Origin of the sequence: Aeromonas sp. R7-1 (assembly GCF_040908115.1) — a bacterium.
GTDB classification, from domain to species: Bacteria; Pseudomonadota; Gammaproteobacteria; order Enterobacterales; family Aeromonadaceae; genus Aeromonas; species Aeromonas caviae.
On record NZ_JBFODD010000062.1, the window covers coordinates 14,320 to 32,279 of the forward strand.

A 17,960-nucleotide genomic window follows, 5' to 3' on the forward strand; every position below is an offset into this window, starting at 1 on the left:
AGTTGGACGCAATCGGGCTTCGCTGCCCCGAGCCCGTGACGATGGCGCGCAAGAAGGTGCGGCTGAAGGTTGATTATTCATGAGTACTGTATTCTGCAATGCGACCCACGAGCTGGACGCAATCGGGCTTCGTTGCCCCGAACCCGTGACGATAGCGCGCAAGAAGGTGCGGCTGAAGGTTGATTATTGATGAGTGCTTTATTCTGCGACGCAACGCACGAGTTGGACGCAATCGGGCTTCGTTGCCCCGAACCCGTGATGACGATGGCGCGCAAGAAGGTGCGGCTGAAGGTTGATTATTCATGAGTACTGTATTCTGCAATGCGACCCACGAGCTGGACGCAATCGGGCTTCGTTGCCCCGAACCCGTGATGATGGTTCGCAAGAAAGTGCGGCTGATGGCGGATGGGGAGACCCTGCTGGTCAGCGCCGACGACCCCTCCACCACCCGTGACATTCCCAGCTTCTGCCGCTTCATGGACCATACCCTGGTCGCCAGCGAGACTGAGCAGGCCCCTTACCGCTACCTGATCCGCAAGGGTCAATAACCCTGTACCGGAGCAAACATGACAACCATTACCCGTATCGGGACCACCCAGCGCTGGTCTGATGTGGTCATCCACAACGGCACCCTCTACGTGGTGGAAGTGCCCGCCACCGAGACCGCCGACATCCACCAGCAGACCCGTGAAGTGCTGGAAAGCCTGCAGCGTTTGCTGGAAGCCAACGGTTCCGGCGTCGACAGGATCCTGATGGCCAACATCTATCTCAAGGACATTGAAGACATCGCCGCCTTCAACGCGCAGTGGGATGCCTGGATCCCGGCAGGCACAGCCCCCGTGCGCGCCTGCGTACAGGCCCGTCTGGCCCATGAAGGCTACAAGGTCGAAGTGCAGCTGACTGCGGCTGTCTAAACAAAACGGGATGCCTGGCTCCCCTGATGCCGACACAGTCCCCGTGCGCGCCTGCGTGCAGGCCCGTATCGCCCACGAGGACTACAAGGTGGAAGTGCAGCTGACCGCGGCTATCTAATAGGCAGTTATCCCCCTCATCCCCGCCCCTTCTCCCACAAGGGGAGAAGGGAGCAAAAAACAAGGCGCCACTGCCCACAACGCCGAATAGCAAAAGGCCCCGCCATCGCTGGCGGGGCCTTTTTCATGGCATCGAACCGGGCCGCTTAGGCGGTCGGGGTCAGGGTGATGGTCACCCGACGGTTCTGGGCCTTGCCTTCGGCGGTGCTGTTGCTGGCTACCGGCTGATCCGGGCCCACACCACTGATGGCGATGCGGCTACCGGACACGCCCTGGCCGATCAGCTGGGCGGCGACGGCATCGGCGCGATCGCGGGAGAGCTTCATGTTCAGATCGCGGGAGCCGGTGCTGTCGGTGTGACCGACCACGTTCAGACGGGTCTTGTCGAACTCGGCAACCACCAGGGCCACGCCGGACAGGGTGTTGGCACCGGCGGCTTTCAGCTGGGCGCTGGAGCTGTCGAAGGTGACGTTGTTCGGCATGTTGAGGATCAGCTGATCACCGTTGCGGGTCACGCTGACGCCGGTGCCTTGCAGCTTCTCGCGCAGCTTGGCCTCCTGCACATCCATGTAGTAACCGATACCGCCACCCAGCGCGGCACCGGCGGCGACGCCAGTCAGGATGCCCTTTTTGCGGTCGCCCTTGCTGGAGGAGAGCGCCCCCACGGCTGCGCCGGTCGCCGCACCCGCCAACGCGCCCCAGGCGCCCTTGGAGGTCTGGGATTCACCGGTATAGGGGTTGGTGGTACAGCCAGTGATGGCGACGGTCAGGGCAAGTGCAGGAACCAGTTTCTTGAAATGCATGAAAAAACCTCTGAAAAAGAACGACTCTAGCCGATGGCCGCGCATTCTAACCCAGAGAGGCGCCAGAGTGTGACGCGCCCATTGCGAAGATGGGCAGGGGGCAACACGCCCCTCTGCCCCTAGCGACTTACCCGGTGCAGGCCCTCTTCGGACGGGCCCGCATCAATATTTGATATCCCGGGCCTTGTCTCGCCCCTCCTGCTTGTTGTCACGATGCTCCTGGCGGCAGTCGGCATTGCCCACCACCCCCTCACGACACTCCTGTTTCGCGTCACGGGACTCCTGACGGGTATCCTGACGCACATCGCGGGCGTCACGGCGCTCCTGGGCCTGCTTGGTGGCCTGTGCAGGCAGGGCGGCCAGCAAGGCGGTGGCGGCAAGCAGCGCCAATACGGACTTCTTCATGATGGCTCCTTCGCCAGACAACCTGAACCGGTCCGGCGTCTTTCAATGATAGGGGAGGGGCAAGATCCCGGCAGCGCAGACTCGGCCCTCGAGGCGTCGTCTGTGCAGCCTCGGACCTTCTTGCACAGGGCCGGCTTCCCCTCGTGTTTGCCCTGACGGGCGACGTCATCCCCAGGGTGCAGCCGATCAGGCCGGGGAAGAGAGGGCGAGCGGCGATCAGTGACACGGGATTCCCTCGTGATGACGATCCCGATGGTGAACCCGTGTGACTGTATCCCGGCTGTACCAAGGGGCGAAAAGGCTCCCGGCCCGGCCCGGCCCGGAGCAACGGCAACATGCTCCATGGGTCTGGCGCGATGGAGCCCCCCCATATACGGGTTGTCTCATAAGAGCCCATGGCCCCAGAGTGGGTGACATTTCTCACGGAGCCATGACCATGTCGTCCCTTTCCCGCCCCGCGCTGCTCATCATCGACATCCAGGTGGGCCTCCTTCACGGCCCGGAAGCCCCCCATGCCGGGGCCGAGACCCTGGCCAACATCAATCGCCTGAGCCAGGCGGCCCGCAGTGCCGCTCTCCCTGTGCTGGCGGTGCGCCACACGGGCCCGGCCGGCAGCCCCATCGCCGCCGGCAGTCCGTTCTGGCAGCTTGCGCCTGAGCTGGTCGTCGGCGAGGCCGATCGGGTGTTCGACAAGCAGCGCCCCAGCGCCTTCCATGGCACCGGTCTCGATGGCTGGCTGAAAGAGGACGGCGTGCAGACCCTGATCGTCACCGGCATGAAGACCCAGTACTGCATCGACACCACGTGCCGGGCGGCGGCAGATCTCGGCTACACCGTAGTGCTGGTGAGCGATGCCCACACCTGCATGGACACGCCGCAACTGACCGCCCCCCAGATCATCGCCCATCACAACGCCACCCTGGCCGGCCCCTTCGTGCGGCTGATGAGCAGCGACGAGGTGTGCGAGGCGCTCGACCGCACCCTTGAGCCCTGCTGATTCAGAGCAAAAAAAGAAGGGAGGCTTGAGCCTCCCTTCTTCGTGCATTTCCCCTTCACGTCGCCGCTGCTTGCTGGCACTCGGCGTGGCAGGGGCAGGTCACCAGATGATCGTTCACCATGCCCACCGCCTGCATGAAGGCATAGCAGATGGTGCTGCCGACGAAGGTGAAGCCGCGCTTCTTGAGGGCCTTGGACATGGCATCCGACTCCGGCGAGGTCGCCGGAATGTCGCCGTTGCCCTGACGCTGGTTGACGATGGGGGCGCCGCCCACGAAGCCCCACAGATACTCGACGAAGTCGATGCCTTCCGCCTCCAGCGCCAGATAGGCGCGGGCGTTTTTGATGATCGACTGCACCTTGAGCCGGTTGCGAATGATGCCGGTATCCTGCATCAGCCGTTCCACATCCTGCTCGTCGAACTGCACGATGCGCACCGGATCAAAATCCGCATAGGCGCGATGGTAGCTCTCGGTGCGCTTGAGGATGGTGATCCACGACAGCCCCGCCTGTTGACCATCGAGGCAGAGCTTGGCAAACAACTCGCGGGCGTCATACACCGGCCTGCCCCACTGCTTGTCATGGTATTCGATGTATTCCGGGTCTCTGGTCACCCAGGCGCAGCGCAGTTCCATTTCCTCTCCCCTGTTTTTCATCGGCCATCGGCAGGCCGCTTGCGTCGGCGACATCATAGGGCAAGCGGCAACATAGCCCCACTAATCCCCTGTAATTTCGCCTATTATCCGACCATGCCAGACGGTATACTCCCTCGGTTCACATTCAGCAAATCTTGCTCTGATTTCATTTCGCGCGAAAAACACTATGCAAAAATTCGATGTCAAAACCTTTCAGGGCCTGATCCTGCAGTTGCAGGACTATTGGTCCCGCCAGGGCTGTACCATCATTCAGCCGCTGGATATGGAAGTGGGTGCCGGTACCTCCCACCCCATGACCTGCCTGCGCGCCCTGGGCCCGGAGCCCATCGCCTGCGCCTACGTACAACCGTCCCGCCGTCCGACTGACGGCCGCTACGGTGAGAACCCGAACCGCCTGCAGCACTACTACCAGTTCCAGGTGATCATCAAGCCTTCCCCCGACAACATTCAGGAACTCTATCTGGGCTCCCTGAAAGAGCTGGGAATGGATCCTGAAATCCACGACATCCGCTTCGTGGAAGACAACTGGGAAAACCCGACGCTGGGTGCCTGGGGCCTGGGTTGGGAAGTGTGGCTGAACGGCATGGAAGTGACCCAGTTCACCTACTTCCAGCAGGTTGGCGGCCTCGAGTGCAAGCCGGTCACCGGCGAGATCACCTACGGTCTCGAGCGTCTGGCCATGTACATCCAGGGCGTCGACAGCGTCTACGACCTGGTCTGGTCTGACGGCCCCCTGGGCAAGACCACCTACGGCGACGTGTTCCATCAGAACGAAGTGGAGCAATCCACCTACAACTTCGAACACGCCGACGTGGAGTTCCTGTTCCACTGCTTCGAGCAGTACGAGAAGGAAGCCCAGAATCTGCTGGCACTGGAAAAACCGCTGCCGCTGCCTGCCTACGAGCGCATCCTCAAGGCCGCTCACTCCTTCAACCTGCTGGATGCCCGCAAGGCCATCTCGGTCACCGAGCGTCAGCGCTACATCCTGCGCATTCGCACCCTGACCAAGGCCGTGGCAGAGGCATACTACGCCTCCCGCGAAGCGCTGGGTTTCCCCATGTGTCAGCGCACAGAGAACAAGCAAGGTTAAGGAACGGACATGGCACAACATACATTTCTGGTAGAGATCGGTACTGCTGAGCTGCCGCCCAAAGCCCTGCGCTCCCTGGCCGAAGCCTTTGCCGACAACTTCAAAGCCGAACTGACCAAGGCCGATCTGGCCTTCGGCGACGTCGAGTGGTTTGCTTCACCGCGCCGTCTGGCGCTGAAGGTAAGCGAGCTGGCTGGCGAGCAGCCGAGCAAGAGCGTCGAGAAGCGCGGCCCGGCCGTGGCCCAGGCGTTCGATGCCGAAGGCAAGCCGACCAAGGCTGCCGAAGGCTGGGCCCGTGGCAACGGCATCACCGTTGAGCAGGCCGAGCGTCTGGTCACCGACAAGGGCGAGTGGCTGGTTCACACCGCCAAGGTCGAAGGCCGTCCGGCCGTCGATCTGCTGGGCGAGCTGGTTAGCCAGGCGCTGGCCAAGCTGCCCATCCCGAAAATGATGCGCTGGGGCGACAAGACCATCCAGTTCGTGCGTCCGGTCTTCACCGTGACCCTGCTGCTGGATGGCGAGCTGGTTCCCGCTCACATTCTGGGTATCGACTCTGCCCGCACCATTCGCGGCCACCGCTTTATGGGCGAGAGCGAGTTCACCATCGACAACGCCAGCCAGTACCCGCAGATCCTGCAGGAGCGCGGCATGGTGATTGCCGACTTTATGGCGCGCAAGGCCAAGATCAAGGCTGACGTCGAAGCGGCCGCTGCCGCCTTCGGTGGCGTGGCCGATCTGGACGACGCCCTGCTGGAAGAAGTGACCGCACTGGTCGAGTGGCCTGTGGTGCTGACCGCCAACTTCGAAGAGAAGTTCCTGGCCGTTCCGGCTGAAGCGCTGGTGCACACCATGAAGGGTGACCAGAAGTACTTCCCGGTCTACGACAAGAACGGCAAGCTGCTGCCGAAGTTCATCTTCGTCACCAACATCGAGTCCAAAGACCCGAGCCAGATCATCAGCGGCAACGAGAAGGTGGTTCGTCCCCGTCTCTCTGACGCCGAGTTCTTCTTCAAGACCGACCTCAAGCAGACCCTGGCCTCCCGCCTGCCACGCCTTGAAACCGTGCTGTTCCAGCAACAGCTGGGTACCGTCAAGGCCAAGGTCGAGCGTATCGAGACCGTCGCCGGCTTTATCGCCGAGCGCATCGGTGCCGACGTGGCTCAGGCCAAGCGTGCCGGTCTGCTCTCCAAGTGTGACCTGATGACCAACATGGTCGGCGAGTTCACCGACACCCAGGGTGTCATGGGGATGCACTACGCCCGTCACGATGGCGAAGACGAAGCAGTGGCTGTGGCCCTCAACGAGCAGTACATGCCGCGCTTTGCCGGTGATGCCCTGCCGTCCGGTCTGGTTGCCTGCGCCGTCGCGCTGGCCGACAAGTTCGACACCCTGGCCGGTATCTTCGGCATCGGCATGCTGCCCAAGGGTGACAAGGACCCGTTCGCCCTGCGTCGCGCCGCCATCGGTGCCCTGCGCATCATGACCGAGAAGCAGCTGGACTTGGATCTGGTTGAACTGGTTGAAGAAGCGGTACGCGTCTACGGCGACAAGCTGACCAACAAAACCGTCGTTACCGACGTGGTCGACTTTATGCTGGGCCGCTTCCGCGCCGCCTATCAGGACGAAGGCATCGGTGCCGACGTGGTGCTGGCCGTACTGGCCCGCCGCCCGACCCGTCCGCTCGACTTCGATCGCCGGGTCAAGGCCGTCAGCCACTTCCGCTCTCTGGATGCCGCACTGGCACTGGCTGCCGCCAACAAGCGCGTGAGCAACATTCTGGCCAAGGTCGAGGTTCCACTGCCCACAACCGTCAAACCGGAACTGCTGGTCGATGCCGCCGAGAAGGCGCTGGCCACCCAGGTTGCAGAACTGCAAGCCGAACTGGCCCCGCTATTCGCCGCCGGTGACTATCAGGCAGCCCTCACCCGTCTGGCCGCCCTGCGCGAGCCGGTCGATACCTTCTTCAACGAGGTGATGGTGATGGCCGACGACGAGGCCCTCAAAGCCAACCGTCTGGCGCTGCTGAACAACCTGCGCAACCTGTTCCTGCAAGTGGCGGATATCTCCCTGCTGCAGTGATTGAGGTTTGTTGGCTAGATCAAAAAACGGCGCCGTTAAGGCGCCGTTTTTATTGGGAATAAGACAGATATTTTTATCTACTTGTCTTTTTAGTCTGTTCTATATATTAATTGACATATACAATATGTGTAATAAAATTGTGAGCAACACAGAACATACATTAAACAGCGTTTATAAAATAAAACAGAAACAGATAGCTTTACATCTATAAAATAAATGTGTGAAGCGCTGCCTCTGGCATCTTATCATAAATTTCATGGGAAATAACATGCTAGATAGAAAGGTAAAGTTCGACTCTTTATGCTTAGCTTTCTCTAACTTCAGTAGTTATATACAAATAAACTCAAAAGCAGGTTTTTTTGATACCAACAAAGCAATGGAAACAGTCTTAATTAACATTTTAAATATCACTTACAGCAAATCATATAAAAATTTAAACATTATTAAGCACAATCATCCAGCAATAGATCTAGGATGCCAGATTTCAAAGACCGCAGTACAAATTACTTCTGATGGTTCAACCAGTAAAATAAATAACACAATGAGTAAATTTACTGCATATGGACTAGATAAGCAATATTCATCAGTCATTTTTATGGTTATAACTACTCAACCATATTCCACATCAACATCGTACACAATAAAAAACCTATCTGACCTTGCCTCTGATATTTTTTCCCTTGATGATACTCGCTTTCAGCAGGTTTATGATTACATCAGAAGAGAGTTTTCTAGCTTTTTCCCAATAGAACAGAATCCGGATGTAGTCACATTAATAACAAGTGCATCCCTACCCCCTTTTGAGTCCATCCCTGATTTTATCGCATCTCAAATGGACTGGGCAGCCGAAGAAGGTATAACTGACGTAAAAATCAGAGATGATATTATTGCTTTAAAAAACACTCTAGCTGATCTATCCAAGCAGGAAAGAGGCTTGATTTATCGAGTTTTGTCTCAAGGGACATCTGGCAACTATTCATATACTATTCCATGGCCTGTCCTTTCACATAATTTATCGCCCAATCAAGCTAGATTACTAAAAAACATTTGCGACTCTCTAGCATATAAAAAAATGCTATATATCGATGATGAAGAAGAAGACTATCCAGTAACTGTCTCGTATTTTACCGATATCACTGACTTTGATTATTTCAAAGCCATGACTGATTATTTCCTAAAAAAACATGATGGACGAGAAAAATTAAAAAAAGTCATTATCGATTGTGATTTTACACATATTAAATAATCACTCTCTAAAATCTGGGAGATCCGCCATGACCATCGCTCGTTCACGCCAGCCCGTAGGTTCGATTAGCCGTCAGGCGTAATCGGACGCTCGCGTAAATCAACTCTCCCGCCATAACGGCCAGCCGAATTTCCCCTCCGGCTGGCCGCCCCCGCTTCATGACAACAACCGCAACAAAAGCCTCTCGTTCGTCCGATTACGCTGCGCTAATCGAACCTACAACGGCTTTGCCAACGCAGCGACAATCTTTTCCACGCTCTGGGTGACCGACAGGATGGCGCTATCCAGTACCAGACGCTCACTGTCCCAGGGTCGATAGTCGCGATCGATCACCGCCTGCCAATCCGGCAATGCCAGCCCCTCGATATCCACCGTCCGGTTTTCGACCCGCTTGCGGTGCAGCTTCGGATTGGAGCAGACCACCTCAACATCGAGACAGGGCACCCCGACCGAGAGGGCGATGTCGTGGTAGGCATCCCGGGTGAGCTGGATGGGGTTAACGGAATCCGTGATGACGGTCGAGCCGAGTTTCAGGTTTTCTCTGGCCAGCCCATAGGCAACGAAATAGCCGGCCGGCCCCATCTCGTTATCCGCCTGCTCAGCGGCACGAATGGCCTGCTCTATGGTATCGATGCGCAGGTAGACGGCCCTCAACCGCCGGGCCAAGGCTCGCGCTATGGTGCTTTTTCCGCTGCCCGGCAAACCACTGAAAATGATCAGCATGTCCCATTCCCGTGATAAAAGAAGAATCCGAGCCATAGGGTATCGGATTGCCATCGCCCCCACAGCCCGTAGGTTCGATTAGCCGCCAGGCGTAATCGGACGTGCGCGTAAATGGACTCTCCCGCCATCACGGCCAGCCGAATTTTCCACTCTGGTTGGCCGCTCCTGTTGCACGGCAACAACCACTATCAACACCTCTCGTTCGTCCGATGACGCTGCGCTAATCGCACCTACGGGGCGACGGAAGCCTACGGAGTATGCTGCTTGGTATTGATCGGTCATTGTCGAATCCATCATGGCCCCGACTTTGCCACACAATCCTCTACCCGATACCCGCCAGCCCCAAGGAATAACCTCTGCCGGCGAGAGAGGAGCTGTTATCCTTTGAGGCAATCTCTCGCGACCCCACGCCTTGAAAGGACCGTCATGGACATACCTGCCGCCCCGTCCTCCACCCTCTGCCAGCAGTGTCATGAGCAGGTGGATCTCGACTTCGATTTCACCATGGCCTTCCAGCCCATCGTCGATTGCAGCCAGCGCACCCTCTTCGGCTATGAGGCTCTGGTGCGTGGGCTCAACAACGAGCCGGCGCAGAGCGTTATTGCCCGGGTCAACGATGGCAATCGCTACCGCTTCGACCAGTTGTGCCGGATCAAGGCCATTGCGCTGGCCGCCCGGCTCGATATGCGGGGCATGCTGAGCATCAACTTCCTGCCCAATGCGGTCTATCGCCCGGAGCGCTGCATCCGCACCACGTTGCAGGCGGCCCGCGAGCACCTCTTTCCCATCGAGCAGATCATGTTCGAGTTCACCGAGGTGGAACAGGTGCAGGACAACCGCCATATTCGCGGCATCGTGGATCACTATCAGGCGCTCGGCTTCAAGACGGCGATCGACGACTTTGGCGCCGGTTACTCGGGCCTGAGCCTGCTGGCCGATTTTCGCCCCGACATCATCAAACTCGATATGCACCTGCTGCGCGGCATCGACCAGGACCCGATCCGTCAGGCCATCGTTCGCCACTGTCTGGCGCTGTTTACGGAGTTGCAGATCACCCCGCTGGCGGAAGGGGTCGAAACCCGCGAAGAAATGGCCTGCCTGCGGGAGATGGGCGTCAGCCTGATGCAGGGCTATCTGTTTGCCCGCCCCGGCTTCGAAACCCTGCCCGAGGTGGATTTCGCCAGCCTGTGAGCGGCGTTGGCCATCTCCCTTGGTTGGCGTTCATTCGGACAAGGCGGGACGGGAGGCGGCCCGGAGGGTATCCACGGGCGGACGGCAGAAAGCGCTGGACCGGGCAACCCCCTGGGCTAGGATGGGACTGTCACCCTTTGCAACCACCGCTCTGACAGGGACACCATGGCGCAGGTTTCAGGATACCGCTTCTTCGCTCTTTCACTGCTCTTGCTGCTGGCCTTCCAGGTATGGGGGGCGCAAGGCAGGGGCAACATCACACTGGTGAGCTCCCTTGAAACCAGGGAGTCCCCCTATGGTCGCTGGCTCGATCTCATCTATCGGGATGCGTTCGCCCGCCTGGGCTATGACTTCCAGTACCAGGGCTACCCCGGGGGACGGGCCCCCCTGCTGGCAGAGCAGGGACAGGTCGATGGCGAGATCCACCGCGCCGCCAGCTACCAGCAGCAGACCCGCACCCTCCAGCGCGTGCCCGAGCCCCATTTCGCCGTCTCCTATCAGGCCTATGCCCACCAGCCCGGGATCCAGCTGCAGGGGTGGCACAGCCTGCAGGGCACCGGTTATCGGGTCGAGTTTCGCCGTGGCGCCAAGCTGCCGGAGATGATGCTGGGCAAGGTGGTGGCACCGGACCGGCTCTTTGCCATCGCCACCGCCGAGCAGGGGATGGGCAAGCTGCTCAAGGGGCGCAGTGACCTCTATGTGGAGCAGACCCTGATTGCCAGCCAGACCCTGGCCGCCCTGACGCGCCAGGACCCGGGCTATGCCGGCATCTACTCCGCCGGGGTGATGGAGCTGGCCGATTCTTACGTCTATCTGCACGAACGGCATCAGGATCTGCTGGCCCCCCTTGCCAGCGTGATCCGGCAAATGAAGCAGGACGGCACGGTGGCGCGCTATGAGCAGCAGGCCATGGCGGCTGGGGGCACCAGCCAACCTTAACGTCCTCTTTTTCCGCACGCCTTCCCGCGCCCTGACCATGCAGGAGACCCGGGGCGATCAATTCTGTCGCAGACTCATGGCCGCAGCGGGCACCCTGTTCGTCAACACCACGTTGACAAAAACGCCCCCTGTATCAGGGAACTCGCCATATAAAACCCCATCGACCTTGTGTTCATCTGGCTTGCGGCCAAAAGGCACCATGTCCGTCTGTGCATACCCCAAATCTTGCAACATCCCCCACTCCGACCGTCCCATCATTTCGATGGAGTCACGTCATCGTTCAGGCATATCTTCCCCTCGAGGCCCGTGCCAGGGCCCGATCACAGGAGCAATACATAATGAAAAAAGCAGTAACGGCCGCCTTGCTGGCCATGATGATGGCGGCCTCGGTTCAGGCGGCAGACAAGGTGACCACGGTGCCGGTGCACTTCGCCAAAGGCGCGCACAGCGCCAAGGTTGACGGCACCTTCTCCGGTTATGACACCATCAACTACACCCTGGGCGCCAAAGAAGGCCAGACCATGACGGTCGCCATCACCGGCAGCACCAATGCCAACTTCAACGTCTTCGCACCGGGCGCCATCCCGGGTCAGGCCGAGGCACTGGGCGGCGGCAACGTGGACACAAAATGGCAAGGTACCCTGCCCAAGTCGGGCAAGTACCTGATCCAGGTCTACCAGATGCGCGCCACCGCCCGTAAAGGCGCCAAGGTCCCCCACTCCCTGTCGGTCGGCATTCAGTAACCGACGCCAATATTGCCTGTGTGACAAGCAAGAAGGAGCCCATGAGGCTCCTTCTTTGTCATTGTGTGCTGGCACTGCGACCCGGGTAACGGCTCAGCCCTTGTAGGCGGGCAGCAGGTCCACCATGTTGAGCAGGTGGAAGGCGGCGGTCAGCACGCCGAACAGGATCACCAGGACGATCATGAAGAGGCCGCCGGGGGCGCGGAAACCCTCGCCACCGTCTTCGCGCCGGGCCGCCCGCACCTTCCAGGCCAGCAGGGGTGGGATGATGCAGGTCCACAGGGTCGCCACGGCGCCCGCATAGCCGATGGCCACCAGGAAGCCGAACGGGAACAGCAAGGAGAGCACCAGGGGCGGCAGGAAGGTCACCGCCCAGGACTTGGCGCGGCCACCCCGGCTGTTGTCGAACTTGAACAGATCCGCCAGGTAGTCGAACACCCCGAGCCCCACCCCGATGAAGGAGGAGAGGATGGCCGCCATAGAGAAGGCGTTGAGGGCGCTGGCCACCGCCTTGGACTCGATCACCGAACCGAGAGCCTTGAGCAGGGCATCCACGTTGCCCCCCTCCGCGATCACCGGGCCGAACTCGCTGCGGGGCAGGTTGCCAAAGACGCTCACCAGCCAGATGAGGTAAAACGCGAGCGCGATCAGGGTGCCCCCCAGAATGGCGCGGCTGGCACGGCGCTCTTCACCGTAGTAGGCGCGCATGGAGGAGACCGAATGGTGGTAGCCGAACGAGGTGAGCGCCACCGGCAGCATCACCAGGGCATAGGGGGCGTAGCTCACTTCGCTGCCCACCCGGTCGAGCAGCAGATCGAGGCGCACGTTCATCGACAGGCCCGAGATGCCGAAGGCAAAGCTCAGCCCCATCAGGATCACCAGCAACACCGAGATACGGTCCACCGCCCGGGTGGAGTGCCACACCAGCAGGGAGAAGGCCAGGGTAAAGAGCACGGACGCCCACTGGCTGCCCATCCCCGTCATGCCGTCGATGATGAGACCGGCCGAGGTGATGTAGGCATAGAGCAGGATGCCACCGACGAAGTAGACGCTGAGATTGTTGAGGGCGTTGACCTTCTCCCCCAGCAGATCCCGGGTCACGGTATCGAAGGAGACGCGCAGGGGATAGCCCCGATAGGACTCCAGCAGCATCCAGCCGGAGACCGTCATCACCACCATGGTCAGTGCCACCGCGAGCATGGACCAGAGGGTCCAGGCGCCCGCCCCCGCACTCGGCAACCCCAGCATGCCGGCCCCCACACAGACGCCGGCAATGATGCATGCCCCGCCCACCAACGATGGTTTCTGTTCCATTACTCCCCCAAACGGATTGTCGACTGGTCACGGCACACCGCCGTGCTTCTCCTGCGTTCGCCACTGCTGGCGCCGGGGGACTTTACCCTGCATGCCTTCGGGTATCAAATCCAGAGGGAAAATGGGGGGAAACGGGCCGGATCCTGCGCCCCATCCGTGGAATATGCTCGGGATGGGGCCAGGTTCAGCACACCAGGGTCAGCCGGTGTAGACGGGCAGCAGACCCGCCATGGCCATCAGGTGGAAGATGGCGGTAAGCACCCCGAAGACGATGACGGCCACCACCATGGGCTGGCCGCCGGGGGCCTTGAACCCCGCCTCGTCCGGGGCCAGCTCCCGGGACTTCTTCGCCAGCAGGGCCGGGATGATGCAGGCCCAGACGGTCGCCGCAGCCCCGGCATAGCCGATGGCCACCACGAAGCCGAACGGGAACATCAGGGAGAGCGCCAGAGGAGGCAGGAAGGTCACCGCCCAGGATTTGGTCCGCCCCCGGCGGCTGTTGTCGAACCGGAACAGATCCGCCAGATAGTCGAACACCCCGAGCCCCACCCCGATGAAGGAGGAGAGGATGGCCGCCATGGAGAAGAGGTTGATGGCCTGGGAGACCTGCCTGGACTCGATCACCGAGGCCAGCGCCCCAAGCAGCACATCCACGTCGCCCCCCTTGGCGATGACGGGGCCGAAGGCGGGACGAGGCAGGTTGCCGAAGATGCTGAGCAACCACAGCAGATAGAGGGCCAGGGCGATCAGGGTCCCCCCCAGGATCGCCTGCCTGGCTTTCTGCTCCTCACCGTAATAGGCGCGCATCGAGGCGACCGAATGGTGATAGCCAAACGAGGTGAGCGCCACCGGCAACATGGCCAGGGCGTAAGGGGCGCGGCCCAGCTCCTCGGCAAAGGAGTTGAACAGCTTGGCGGTGTCGACCTTGCTGGCAAGCCCGGAGACCCCGAACATGAAGCTCAGCACCATAAAGACGATCAGGACGACCGAAATCCTGTCCACCGCCCGGGTCGAATGCCAGACAAACCAGGAGAACACCAGCACAAACAACACCGAGGCCAGCTGGCTATTGATGCCCAGCAGGCCGCCCAGGATGAGACCCGACGAGGTGATGTAGGCATAGAGCAAAATGCCGCCCACGAAATAGACTGTGAGGTTGTTGAAGAGATTGATCCTGTGACCGAGCAGATCCTTGGTCACCGAGTTGAAGGAGGCGGTCAATGCGTAGGGTTTCAGGGCTTCCAGCAGCATCCAGCCTGAAACCGTCATGACGACCATGGTAAGAATGATGGCGAGGGTTGACCAGCTGGTCCAGGCCCCGGCTCCCGCGCTCGGCAGCCCCAGCATGCCGGCACCGACACAGACGCTGGCAATGATGCAGGCCCCTCCGATGACGGACGGTGTTGATGTCATGTGTGTCACTCCAAATCTTTCACAGAGCAGTGAAAAAAAGGGCACAGAAAAATCTGTGCCCCTGACTCGTTATGCTTCTATCAATTTTTTCTGCGTCTTGCCGGCTGACGGGTCGTTATGCTCGACCTCTTTCAGTCTGGCGGTGAAGTGCCGCAGCACGGCCGGCTCGTAAATGAAGTCCAGCCCCTTCACCCGGTGGGCGTTCTTCTTCACCTCGCCGAAGGCCTCGATGACAAAGTCCATGTGGGTCTGGGTATAGGTGGCACGGGGGATGGTCAGGCGCAGCAGCTCCGCCGGGCAGGGGTGCTGCTTGCCGGTGGCGGGGTCGCGCCCCAGCAGCAGGGAACCTATCTCCACCGCGCGGATGCCGGCGACCTTGTAGAGCTCGCAGGCCAGGGCGTGGGCCGGGAACTGATCCGCCGGGATGTGGGGCAGCAGCTTGCCCGCATCCACGAAGGCCGCATGGCCCCCTGCCTGCTGGCACACCACGCCGATGGCCTCCAGCCCGTCCACCAGGTACTGCACCTGGCCGATGCGATAGGCCAGCCAGTCCTGGCGCATGCCGTCCCGCAGGCCTACCGCCAGGCGCTCCATGGCGCCCCCTTCCAGGCCGCCATAGGTCGGGAAGCCCTCCTGCACCACGCACAGGGTGCGGCACTCGGTGTAGACGTCCAGCATGCTGTCATCCTTGAAGCACAGCAGCCCCCCCATCTGCACCATGGCATCCTTCTTCGCCGACATGGCGAGGCCGTCGGCGTACTTGTAGGACTCCCTGGTGATCTCCTCGATGGTCCAGTTCGCGTAGCCGGGCTCCCGCTGCTGGATGAAGTAGGCGTTCTCGGCGAAGCGGGCGGAGTCCATGATGACCGGGATGTCGTACTTTCTGGCGATCTCGTACACCGCCTTCAGGTTGGCAATGGAGACCGGCTGCCCCCCGGCGGAGTTGCAGGTGATGGTACTGACGATGTAGGGCACGTTGGCGGGGCCCGCCTCCAGGATGGCCTCTTCCAGCTTCACCAGATCGAAGTTGCCCTTGAAGTCGGCGGTGACCGAGGTATCGAACGCCTCCCTGGTGTAGACGTTCTTCGCCACGCAGCAGTTGATCTGGGTGTGGCCCTGGGTGGTGTCGAAGAAGTAGTTGGAGAGGGCCACCATCTTCTTGCGATCCAGCCCCTTCTCCTGCTCCCGCTTCTTGATGAGCACGGGGATGTAAATCTGCTCGGCGCCGCGCCCCTGGTGAGTGGGGATGGTCAGGGAGTAGCCGAAGATCTCCTGCACCACCTGTTGCAGGGCATAGTAGCTGCGGCTGCCGCTGTAGGCCTCGTCACCGCGCAGCATGGCGGCCTGCATGTCCTGAGTGATGGCGCCGGTGCCGCTGTCGGTCAGCAGGTCGATGAAGACGTCTTCGCTGTCCAGCAGGAAGGGGTTCATGCCCGCCCGGACAATGGCCTCTTCCCGATAGGCACGGGTGGTGCGCTTGACCGGCTCGATGACACGAATACGGAAGGGTTCGGGCAGATGCTTGAAGTTTTCCATAATATAAACACCCCAGATTTAAATATTCAAAATGAGTCTCTTCCCCCGCCGAAAATAGAATGTCCGGCAGGTGGGAAATATTGGGAAATGGATGCACGACATCGCCTCGCCAGAATAAACAGGCGAAGACAGGTGCAGCTATTTCAGTTCAGGAATGGAGGCGGGCTCGTGGCATGGCAGGCATGCCGCGCCGCCGCGGGGAATTACAGCGGGAAGAAGAACGCGATCTTATGGTCCAGGGTAAACCACTTGGGATAGCTGACCTTGATATTCATGTTGTTGCTCATCCAATTGATATTAACAACGCCAAATAACAGCACCCATTATGGTGGGGAGCGCTATATGATCAATTGCAATATGAGCAAAGTGGGATGGTGCTAACAATTTGGCGGGGGATTTTTATACAGCTTATTATCGCCAATCCGAAAGATCCCCCCATCATCCACCTTTTGCCCTTTCCCCCCTCAGTGGCTCAGCCAGGGCAGCCGCTGCAACAACTCGTAGCGGTCAGGGATCGGTGTCTGGCTGACCCAGAGATCCAGCAAGCCGTAAGCGAGCAGCGGCAACACCAGCAGCAACAGACAGAGCAGCCCCAGCAGTTGGCGGGGAGCGAGTCGCTGCCCTTGCGTGCCAAGATGCAGGGCATCGGCCCGCTTGGGGCAGGCGGCCACGCAGCTCTGGCAGCTGGTGCACTCGAGACTGCGCACCGCGATGAGCTGGTGTACCTGGATGCGCGAGGGGCAGGCCCGGCTGCACTTGTCGCAGTCGTGGCCCGCGCTTCGCAGGCAGCGGGCCGGGTCACGGCGAATGCGCAGCGGGGTCAGCAGGCCGAGCAGAGCCATCCAGGCGCCATAGGGGCAGAGGTAGCGGCAGAACCCTTGCCGGAAGGTGGCGGTGAGCAGCAGCACCCAGCCAAGGCACAGGCCCGAGATCAGGGTCAGGTTGAAGAAGAAGGCCCCCATCTTCATGTCCGCCGCCTGATGGTAGGGGCTGGCAAGGTAGCCGGGCAGGGCGGCGGCGGGTACCGCCAGCAATATGATGAAGAGCAGAAAGGCGAGCACCAGAAACTTCTGGCCGCGCAACACGGCATCGAGCCAGCGCGGCGGGGTCCACTCCCCCGGCAACAGGCGCGAGCGCAGGCCGTGCAGCCACTCCCCCACCAGCCCGAGCGGGCAGAACCAGGCACAAAACGCCCGACCCAGCAGCAGGGCCGACAGGGAGAGCACCAGCACGGTGACGGTGGCCGCCGGGTGGTGGGGGTCCGTCAGCCCCTGCCCGAGCCAGGCCCGCAGCCCGAGACCACCGGCGATGGGCAGGAAACCGTCCACCACGTCAGGGCGTACCAGCCAGGGGGTCATCCCCAGCCCCAACTGTCCGATATGAACAACATATTGAACCGCCACCAACACCCAACACAGCAGCAATAGCTGCCTGGTGGCCGTTCTGAGACGTTGACTGTCTATGTGGGCCAGCATGAGTAGGGGGCGATAGCGCAGCCAGAGCGCCAGGGTCGTGGCCACCAGCCCCAGTGCGAACCAGAGTACCGAATCCGCCACCAGCAGCCAGAGCGCGGCGGCCAACAGCAGAGAGAGCGTCCAGCCCCAACCGCTGCGGCCCTGCCACAACAGCAGGACCAGATAGACCAGACCCGAGGTCATGGTCAGGGCTTCCAACAGGCTCATGCTTCCCTCACAGTGCTCATCCGAATCGAGGGGGCAGGATAACCAACATCTGAGTTGATTATTTTGATCTGCATGGGCAGAGGGGGCATTTGCCCGCTCCGCCCCCTCAGCCT

At 60.5% G+C, this 17,960-nt stretch carries 19 protein-coding genes and 2 pseudogenes; 11 read left to right on the forward strand and 10 right to left on the reverse strand.

Annotated elements, in window-relative coordinates:
* Window positions 1–79: 79 nt before the first annotated feature.
* The 4 genes and pseudogenes from AB5Y51_RS18150 to AB5Y51_RS18165 form a co-directional block, all read left to right on the forward strand.
* Window positions 80–175, forward strand: a pseudogene (locus tag AB5Y51_RS18150) (sulfurtransferase TusA); the annotation flags it as partial.
* A 127-nt stretch (window positions 176–302) separates the two neighbouring features.
* Window positions 303–548, forward strand: a complete 246-nt coding sequence (gene tusA, locus AB5Y51_RS18155) for a sulfurtransferase TusA (RefSeq protein ID WP_010672408.1) — start codon at window positions 303–305, stop codon at window positions 546–548.
* Window positions 549–566: 18 nt separating this feature from the next.
* The gene (locus tag AB5Y51_RS18160) at window positions 567–914 is read left to right on the forward strand and encodes a RidA family protein (protein WP_039041019.1); all 348 of its coding nucleotides are present in this window, start codon (window positions 567–569) and stop codon (window positions 912–914) included.
* A gap of 28 nt (window positions 915–942) precedes the next feature.
* Window positions 943–1,032, forward strand: a pseudogene (locus tag AB5Y51_RS18165) (endoribonuclease L-PSP); the annotation flags it as partial.
* Between the two features lie 145 nt (window positions 1,033–1,177).
* Here the strand turns inward: AB5Y51_RS18165 and AB5Y51_RS18170 are convergent.
* Complete coding sequence (locus AB5Y51_RS18170) at window positions 1,178–1,834, reverse strand: OmpA family lipoprotein (protein WP_368178899.1); 657 nt, start codon at window positions 1,832–1,834, stop codon at window positions 1,178–1,180.
* Between the two features lie 162 nt (window positions 1,835–1,996).
* Entirely contained in the window at window positions 1,997–2,239 is a 243-nt protein-coding gene (locus tag AB5Y51_RS18175; protein WP_039041018.1) for a hypothetical protein, read from the reverse strand.
* A gap of 436 nt (window positions 2,240–2,675) precedes the next feature.
* Between AB5Y51_RS18175 and AB5Y51_RS18180 the strand changes: the two genes are divergently transcribed.
* Window positions 2,676–3,236, forward strand: a complete 561-nt coding sequence (locus tag AB5Y51_RS18180) for a cysteine hydrolase family protein (protein ID WP_080944135.1) — start codon at window positions 2,676–2,678, stop codon at window positions 3,234–3,236.
* A gap of 55 nt (window positions 3,237–3,291) precedes the next feature.
* Here AB5Y51_RS18180 and AB5Y51_RS18185 read toward each other — a convergent pair whose 3' ends face one another.
* Entirely contained in the window at window positions 3,292–3,870 is a 579-nt protein-coding gene (locus AB5Y51_RS18185; protein ID WP_368178900.1) for a DNA-3-methyladenine glycosylase I, read from the reverse strand.
* Window positions 3,871–4,057: 187 nt separating this feature from the next.
* On the opposite strand from AB5Y51_RS18185, the gene glyQ reads away from it, so the two are divergent.
* The 3 genes from glyQ to AB5Y51_RS18200 all read left to right on the forward strand — a co-directional run bounded on the left by glyQ (window position 4,058) and on the right by AB5Y51_RS18200 (window position 8,306).
* Window positions 4,058–4,981, forward strand: coding sequence for a glycine--tRNA ligase subunit alpha (glyQ, locus tag AB5Y51_RS18190; protein ID WP_041212022.1), 924 nt, complete (start codon window positions 4,058–4,060; stop codon window positions 4,979–4,981).
* Window positions 4,982–4,990: 9 nt separating this feature from the next.
* On the forward strand, window positions 4,991–7,060 hold the full coding sequence (glyS, locus tag AB5Y51_RS18195) for a glycine--tRNA ligase subunit beta (protein ID WP_368178902.1): 2,070 nt from the start codon (window positions 4,991–4,993) through the stop codon (window positions 7,058–7,060).
* 268 nt (window positions 7,061–7,328) lie between these two features.
* A complete protein-coding gene (locus tag AB5Y51_RS18200; protein WP_368178904.1) occupies window positions 7,329–8,306 on the forward strand; it encodes an SMEK domain-containing protein in 978 nt (325 codons plus the stop codon).
* A gap of 216 nt (window positions 8,307–8,522) precedes the next feature.
* On the opposite strand, the gene AB5Y51_RS18205 is transcribed toward AB5Y51_RS18200, so the two are convergent.
* Window positions 8,523–9,029 (reverse strand): AAA family ATPase, encoded by a 507-nt coding sequence (locus AB5Y51_RS18205; protein WP_368178906.1) that lies wholly within the window; start codon window positions 9,027–9,029, stop codon window positions 8,523–8,525.
* 426 nt (window positions 9,030–9,455) lie between these two features.
* Here AB5Y51_RS18205 and AB5Y51_RS18210 point away from each other — a divergent pair, with 426 nt between their 5' ends.
* Entirely contained in the window at window positions 9,456–10,220 is a 765-nt protein-coding gene (locus AB5Y51_RS18210; RefSeq protein WP_368178908.1) for an EAL domain-containing protein, read from the forward strand.
* A gap of 165 nt (window positions 10,221–10,385) precedes the next feature.
* Complete coding sequence (locus AB5Y51_RS18215; protein ID WP_270808176.1) at window positions 10,386–11,159, forward strand: hypothetical protein; 774 nt, start codon at window positions 10,386–10,388, stop codon at window positions 11,157–11,159.
* A 57-nt stretch (window positions 11,160–11,216) separates the two neighbouring features.
* Here AB5Y51_RS18215 and AB5Y51_RS18220 read toward each other — a convergent pair whose 3' ends face one another.
* On the reverse strand, window positions 11,217–11,393 hold the full coding sequence (locus AB5Y51_RS18220; protein WP_154676073.1) for a hypothetical protein: 177 nt from the start codon (window positions 11,391–11,393) through the stop codon (window positions 11,217–11,219).
* A gap of 104 nt (window positions 11,394–11,497) precedes the next feature.
* Here AB5Y51_RS18220 and AB5Y51_RS18225 point away from each other — a divergent pair, with 104 nt between their 5' ends.
* The gene (locus tag AB5Y51_RS18225; protein WP_010672394.1) at window positions 11,498–11,902 is read left to right on the forward strand and encodes a hypothetical protein; all 405 of its coding nucleotides are present in this window, start codon (window positions 11,498–11,500) and stop codon (window positions 11,900–11,902) included.
* 93 nt (window positions 11,903–11,995) lie between these two features.
* Here AB5Y51_RS18225 and AB5Y51_RS18230 read toward each other — a convergent pair whose 3' ends face one another.
* The 5 genes from AB5Y51_RS18230 to AB5Y51_RS18250 form a co-directional block, all read right to left on the reverse strand.
* Window positions 11,996–13,216, reverse strand: a complete 1,221-nt coding sequence (locus AB5Y51_RS18230; RefSeq protein WP_039041010.1) for an aromatic amino acid transporter — start codon at window positions 13,214–13,216, stop codon at window positions 11,996–11,998.
* Between the two features lie 198 nt (window positions 13,217–13,414).
* Complete coding sequence (locus AB5Y51_RS18235; RefSeq protein ID WP_368178911.1) at window positions 13,415–14,629, reverse strand: aromatic amino acid transporter; 1,215 nt, start codon at window positions 14,627–14,629, stop codon at window positions 13,415–13,417.
* Window positions 14,630–14,698: 69 nt separating this feature from the next.
* Window positions 14,699–16,165 (reverse strand): tryptophanase, encoded by a 1,467-nt coding sequence (gene tnaA / locus AB5Y51_RS18240; RefSeq protein ID WP_368178912.1) that lies wholly within the window; start codon window positions 16,163–16,165, stop codon window positions 14,699–14,701.
* A gap of 203 nt (window positions 16,166–16,368) precedes the next feature.
* Window positions 16,369–16,452: a tryptophanase leader peptide gene (gene tnaC / locus AB5Y51_RS18245; protein ID WP_069652909.1), complete on the reverse strand. Its 84-nt coding sequence runs from the start codon at window positions 16,450–16,452 to the stop codon at window positions 16,369–16,371.
* A 177-nt stretch (window positions 16,453–16,629) separates the two neighbouring features.
* The gene (locus tag AB5Y51_RS18250; protein ID WP_368178913.1) at window positions 16,630–17,847 is read right to left on the reverse strand and encodes a 4Fe-4S binding protein; all 1,218 of its coding nucleotides are present in this window, start codon (window positions 17,845–17,847) and stop codon (window positions 16,630–16,632) included.
* Between the last annotated feature and the right edge of the window lie 113 nt (window positions 17,848–17,960).

Bases quoted from the DNA above. Each gene is read 5' to 3' on its own strand.
- tusA (WP_010672408.1), top strand. From the start codon at position 303: ATGAGTACTGTATTCTGCAATGCGACCCACGAGCTGGACGCAATCGGG.
- AB5Y51_RS18160 (WP_039041019.1), top strand. From the start codon at position 567: ATGACAACCATTACCCGTATCGGGACCACCCAGCGCTGGTCTGATGTG.
- AB5Y51_RS18170 (WP_368178899.1), bottom strand. From the start codon at position 1,834: ATGCATTTCAAGAAACTGGTTCCTGCACTTGCCCTGACCGTCGCCATC.
- AB5Y51_RS18175 (WP_039041018.1), bottom strand. From the start codon at position 2,239: ATGAAGAAGTCCGTATTGGCGCTGCTTGCCGCCACCGCCTTGCTGGCC.
- AB5Y51_RS18180 (WP_080944135.1), top strand. From the start codon at position 2,676: ATGTCGTCCCTTTCCCGCCCCGCGCTGCTCATCATCGACATCCAGGTG.
- AB5Y51_RS18185 (WP_368178900.1), bottom strand. From the start codon at position 3,870: ATGGAACTGCGCTGCGCCTGGGTGACCAGAGACCCGGAATACATCGAA.
- glyQ (WP_041212022.1), top strand. From the start codon at position 4,058: ATGCAAAAATTCGATGTCAAAACCTTTCAGGGCCTGATCCTGCAGTTG.
- glyS (WP_368178902.1), top strand. From the start codon at position 4,991: ATGGCACAACATACATTTCTGGTAGAGATCGGTACTGCTGAGCTGCCG.
- AB5Y51_RS18200 (WP_368178904.1), top strand. From the start codon at position 7,329: ATGCTAGATAGAAAGGTAAAGTTCGACTCTTTATGCTTAGCTTTCTCT.
- AB5Y51_RS18205 (WP_368178906.1), bottom strand. From the start codon at position 9,029: ATGCTGATCATTTTCAGTGGTTTGCCGGGCAGCGGAAAAAGCACCATA.
- AB5Y51_RS18210 (WP_368178908.1), top strand. From the start codon at position 9,456: ATGGACATACCTGCCGCCCCGTCCTCCACCCTCTGCCAGCAGTGTCAT.
- AB5Y51_RS18215 (WP_270808176.1), top strand. From the start codon at position 10,386: ATGGCGCAGGTTTCAGGATACCGCTTCTTCGCTCTTTCACTGCTCTTG.
- AB5Y51_RS18220 (WP_154676073.1), bottom strand. From the start codon at position 11,393: ATGTTGCAAGATTTGGGGTATGCACAGACGGACATGGTGCCTTTTGGC.
- AB5Y51_RS18225 (WP_010672394.1), top strand. From the start codon at position 11,498: ATGAAAAAAGCAGTAACGGCCGCCTTGCTGGCCATGATGATGGCGGCC.
- AB5Y51_RS18230 (WP_039041010.1), bottom strand. From the start codon at position 13,216: ATGGAACAGAAACCATCGTTGGTGGGCGGGGCATGCATCATTGCCGGC.
- AB5Y51_RS18235 (WP_368178911.1), bottom strand. From the start codon at position 14,629: ATGACATCAACACCGTCCGTCATCGGAGGGGCCTGCATCATTGCCAGC.
- tnaA (WP_368178912.1), bottom strand. From the start codon at position 16,165: ATGGAAAACTTCAAGCATCTGCCCGAACCCTTCCGTATTCGTGTCATC.
- tnaC (WP_069652909.1), bottom strand. From the start codon at position 16,452: ATGAGCAACAACATGAATATCAAGGTCAGCTATCCCAAGTGGTTTACC.
- AB5Y51_RS18250 (WP_368178913.1), bottom strand. From the start codon at position 17,847: ATGAGCCTGTTGGAAGCCCTGACCATGACCTCGGGTCTGGTCTATCTG.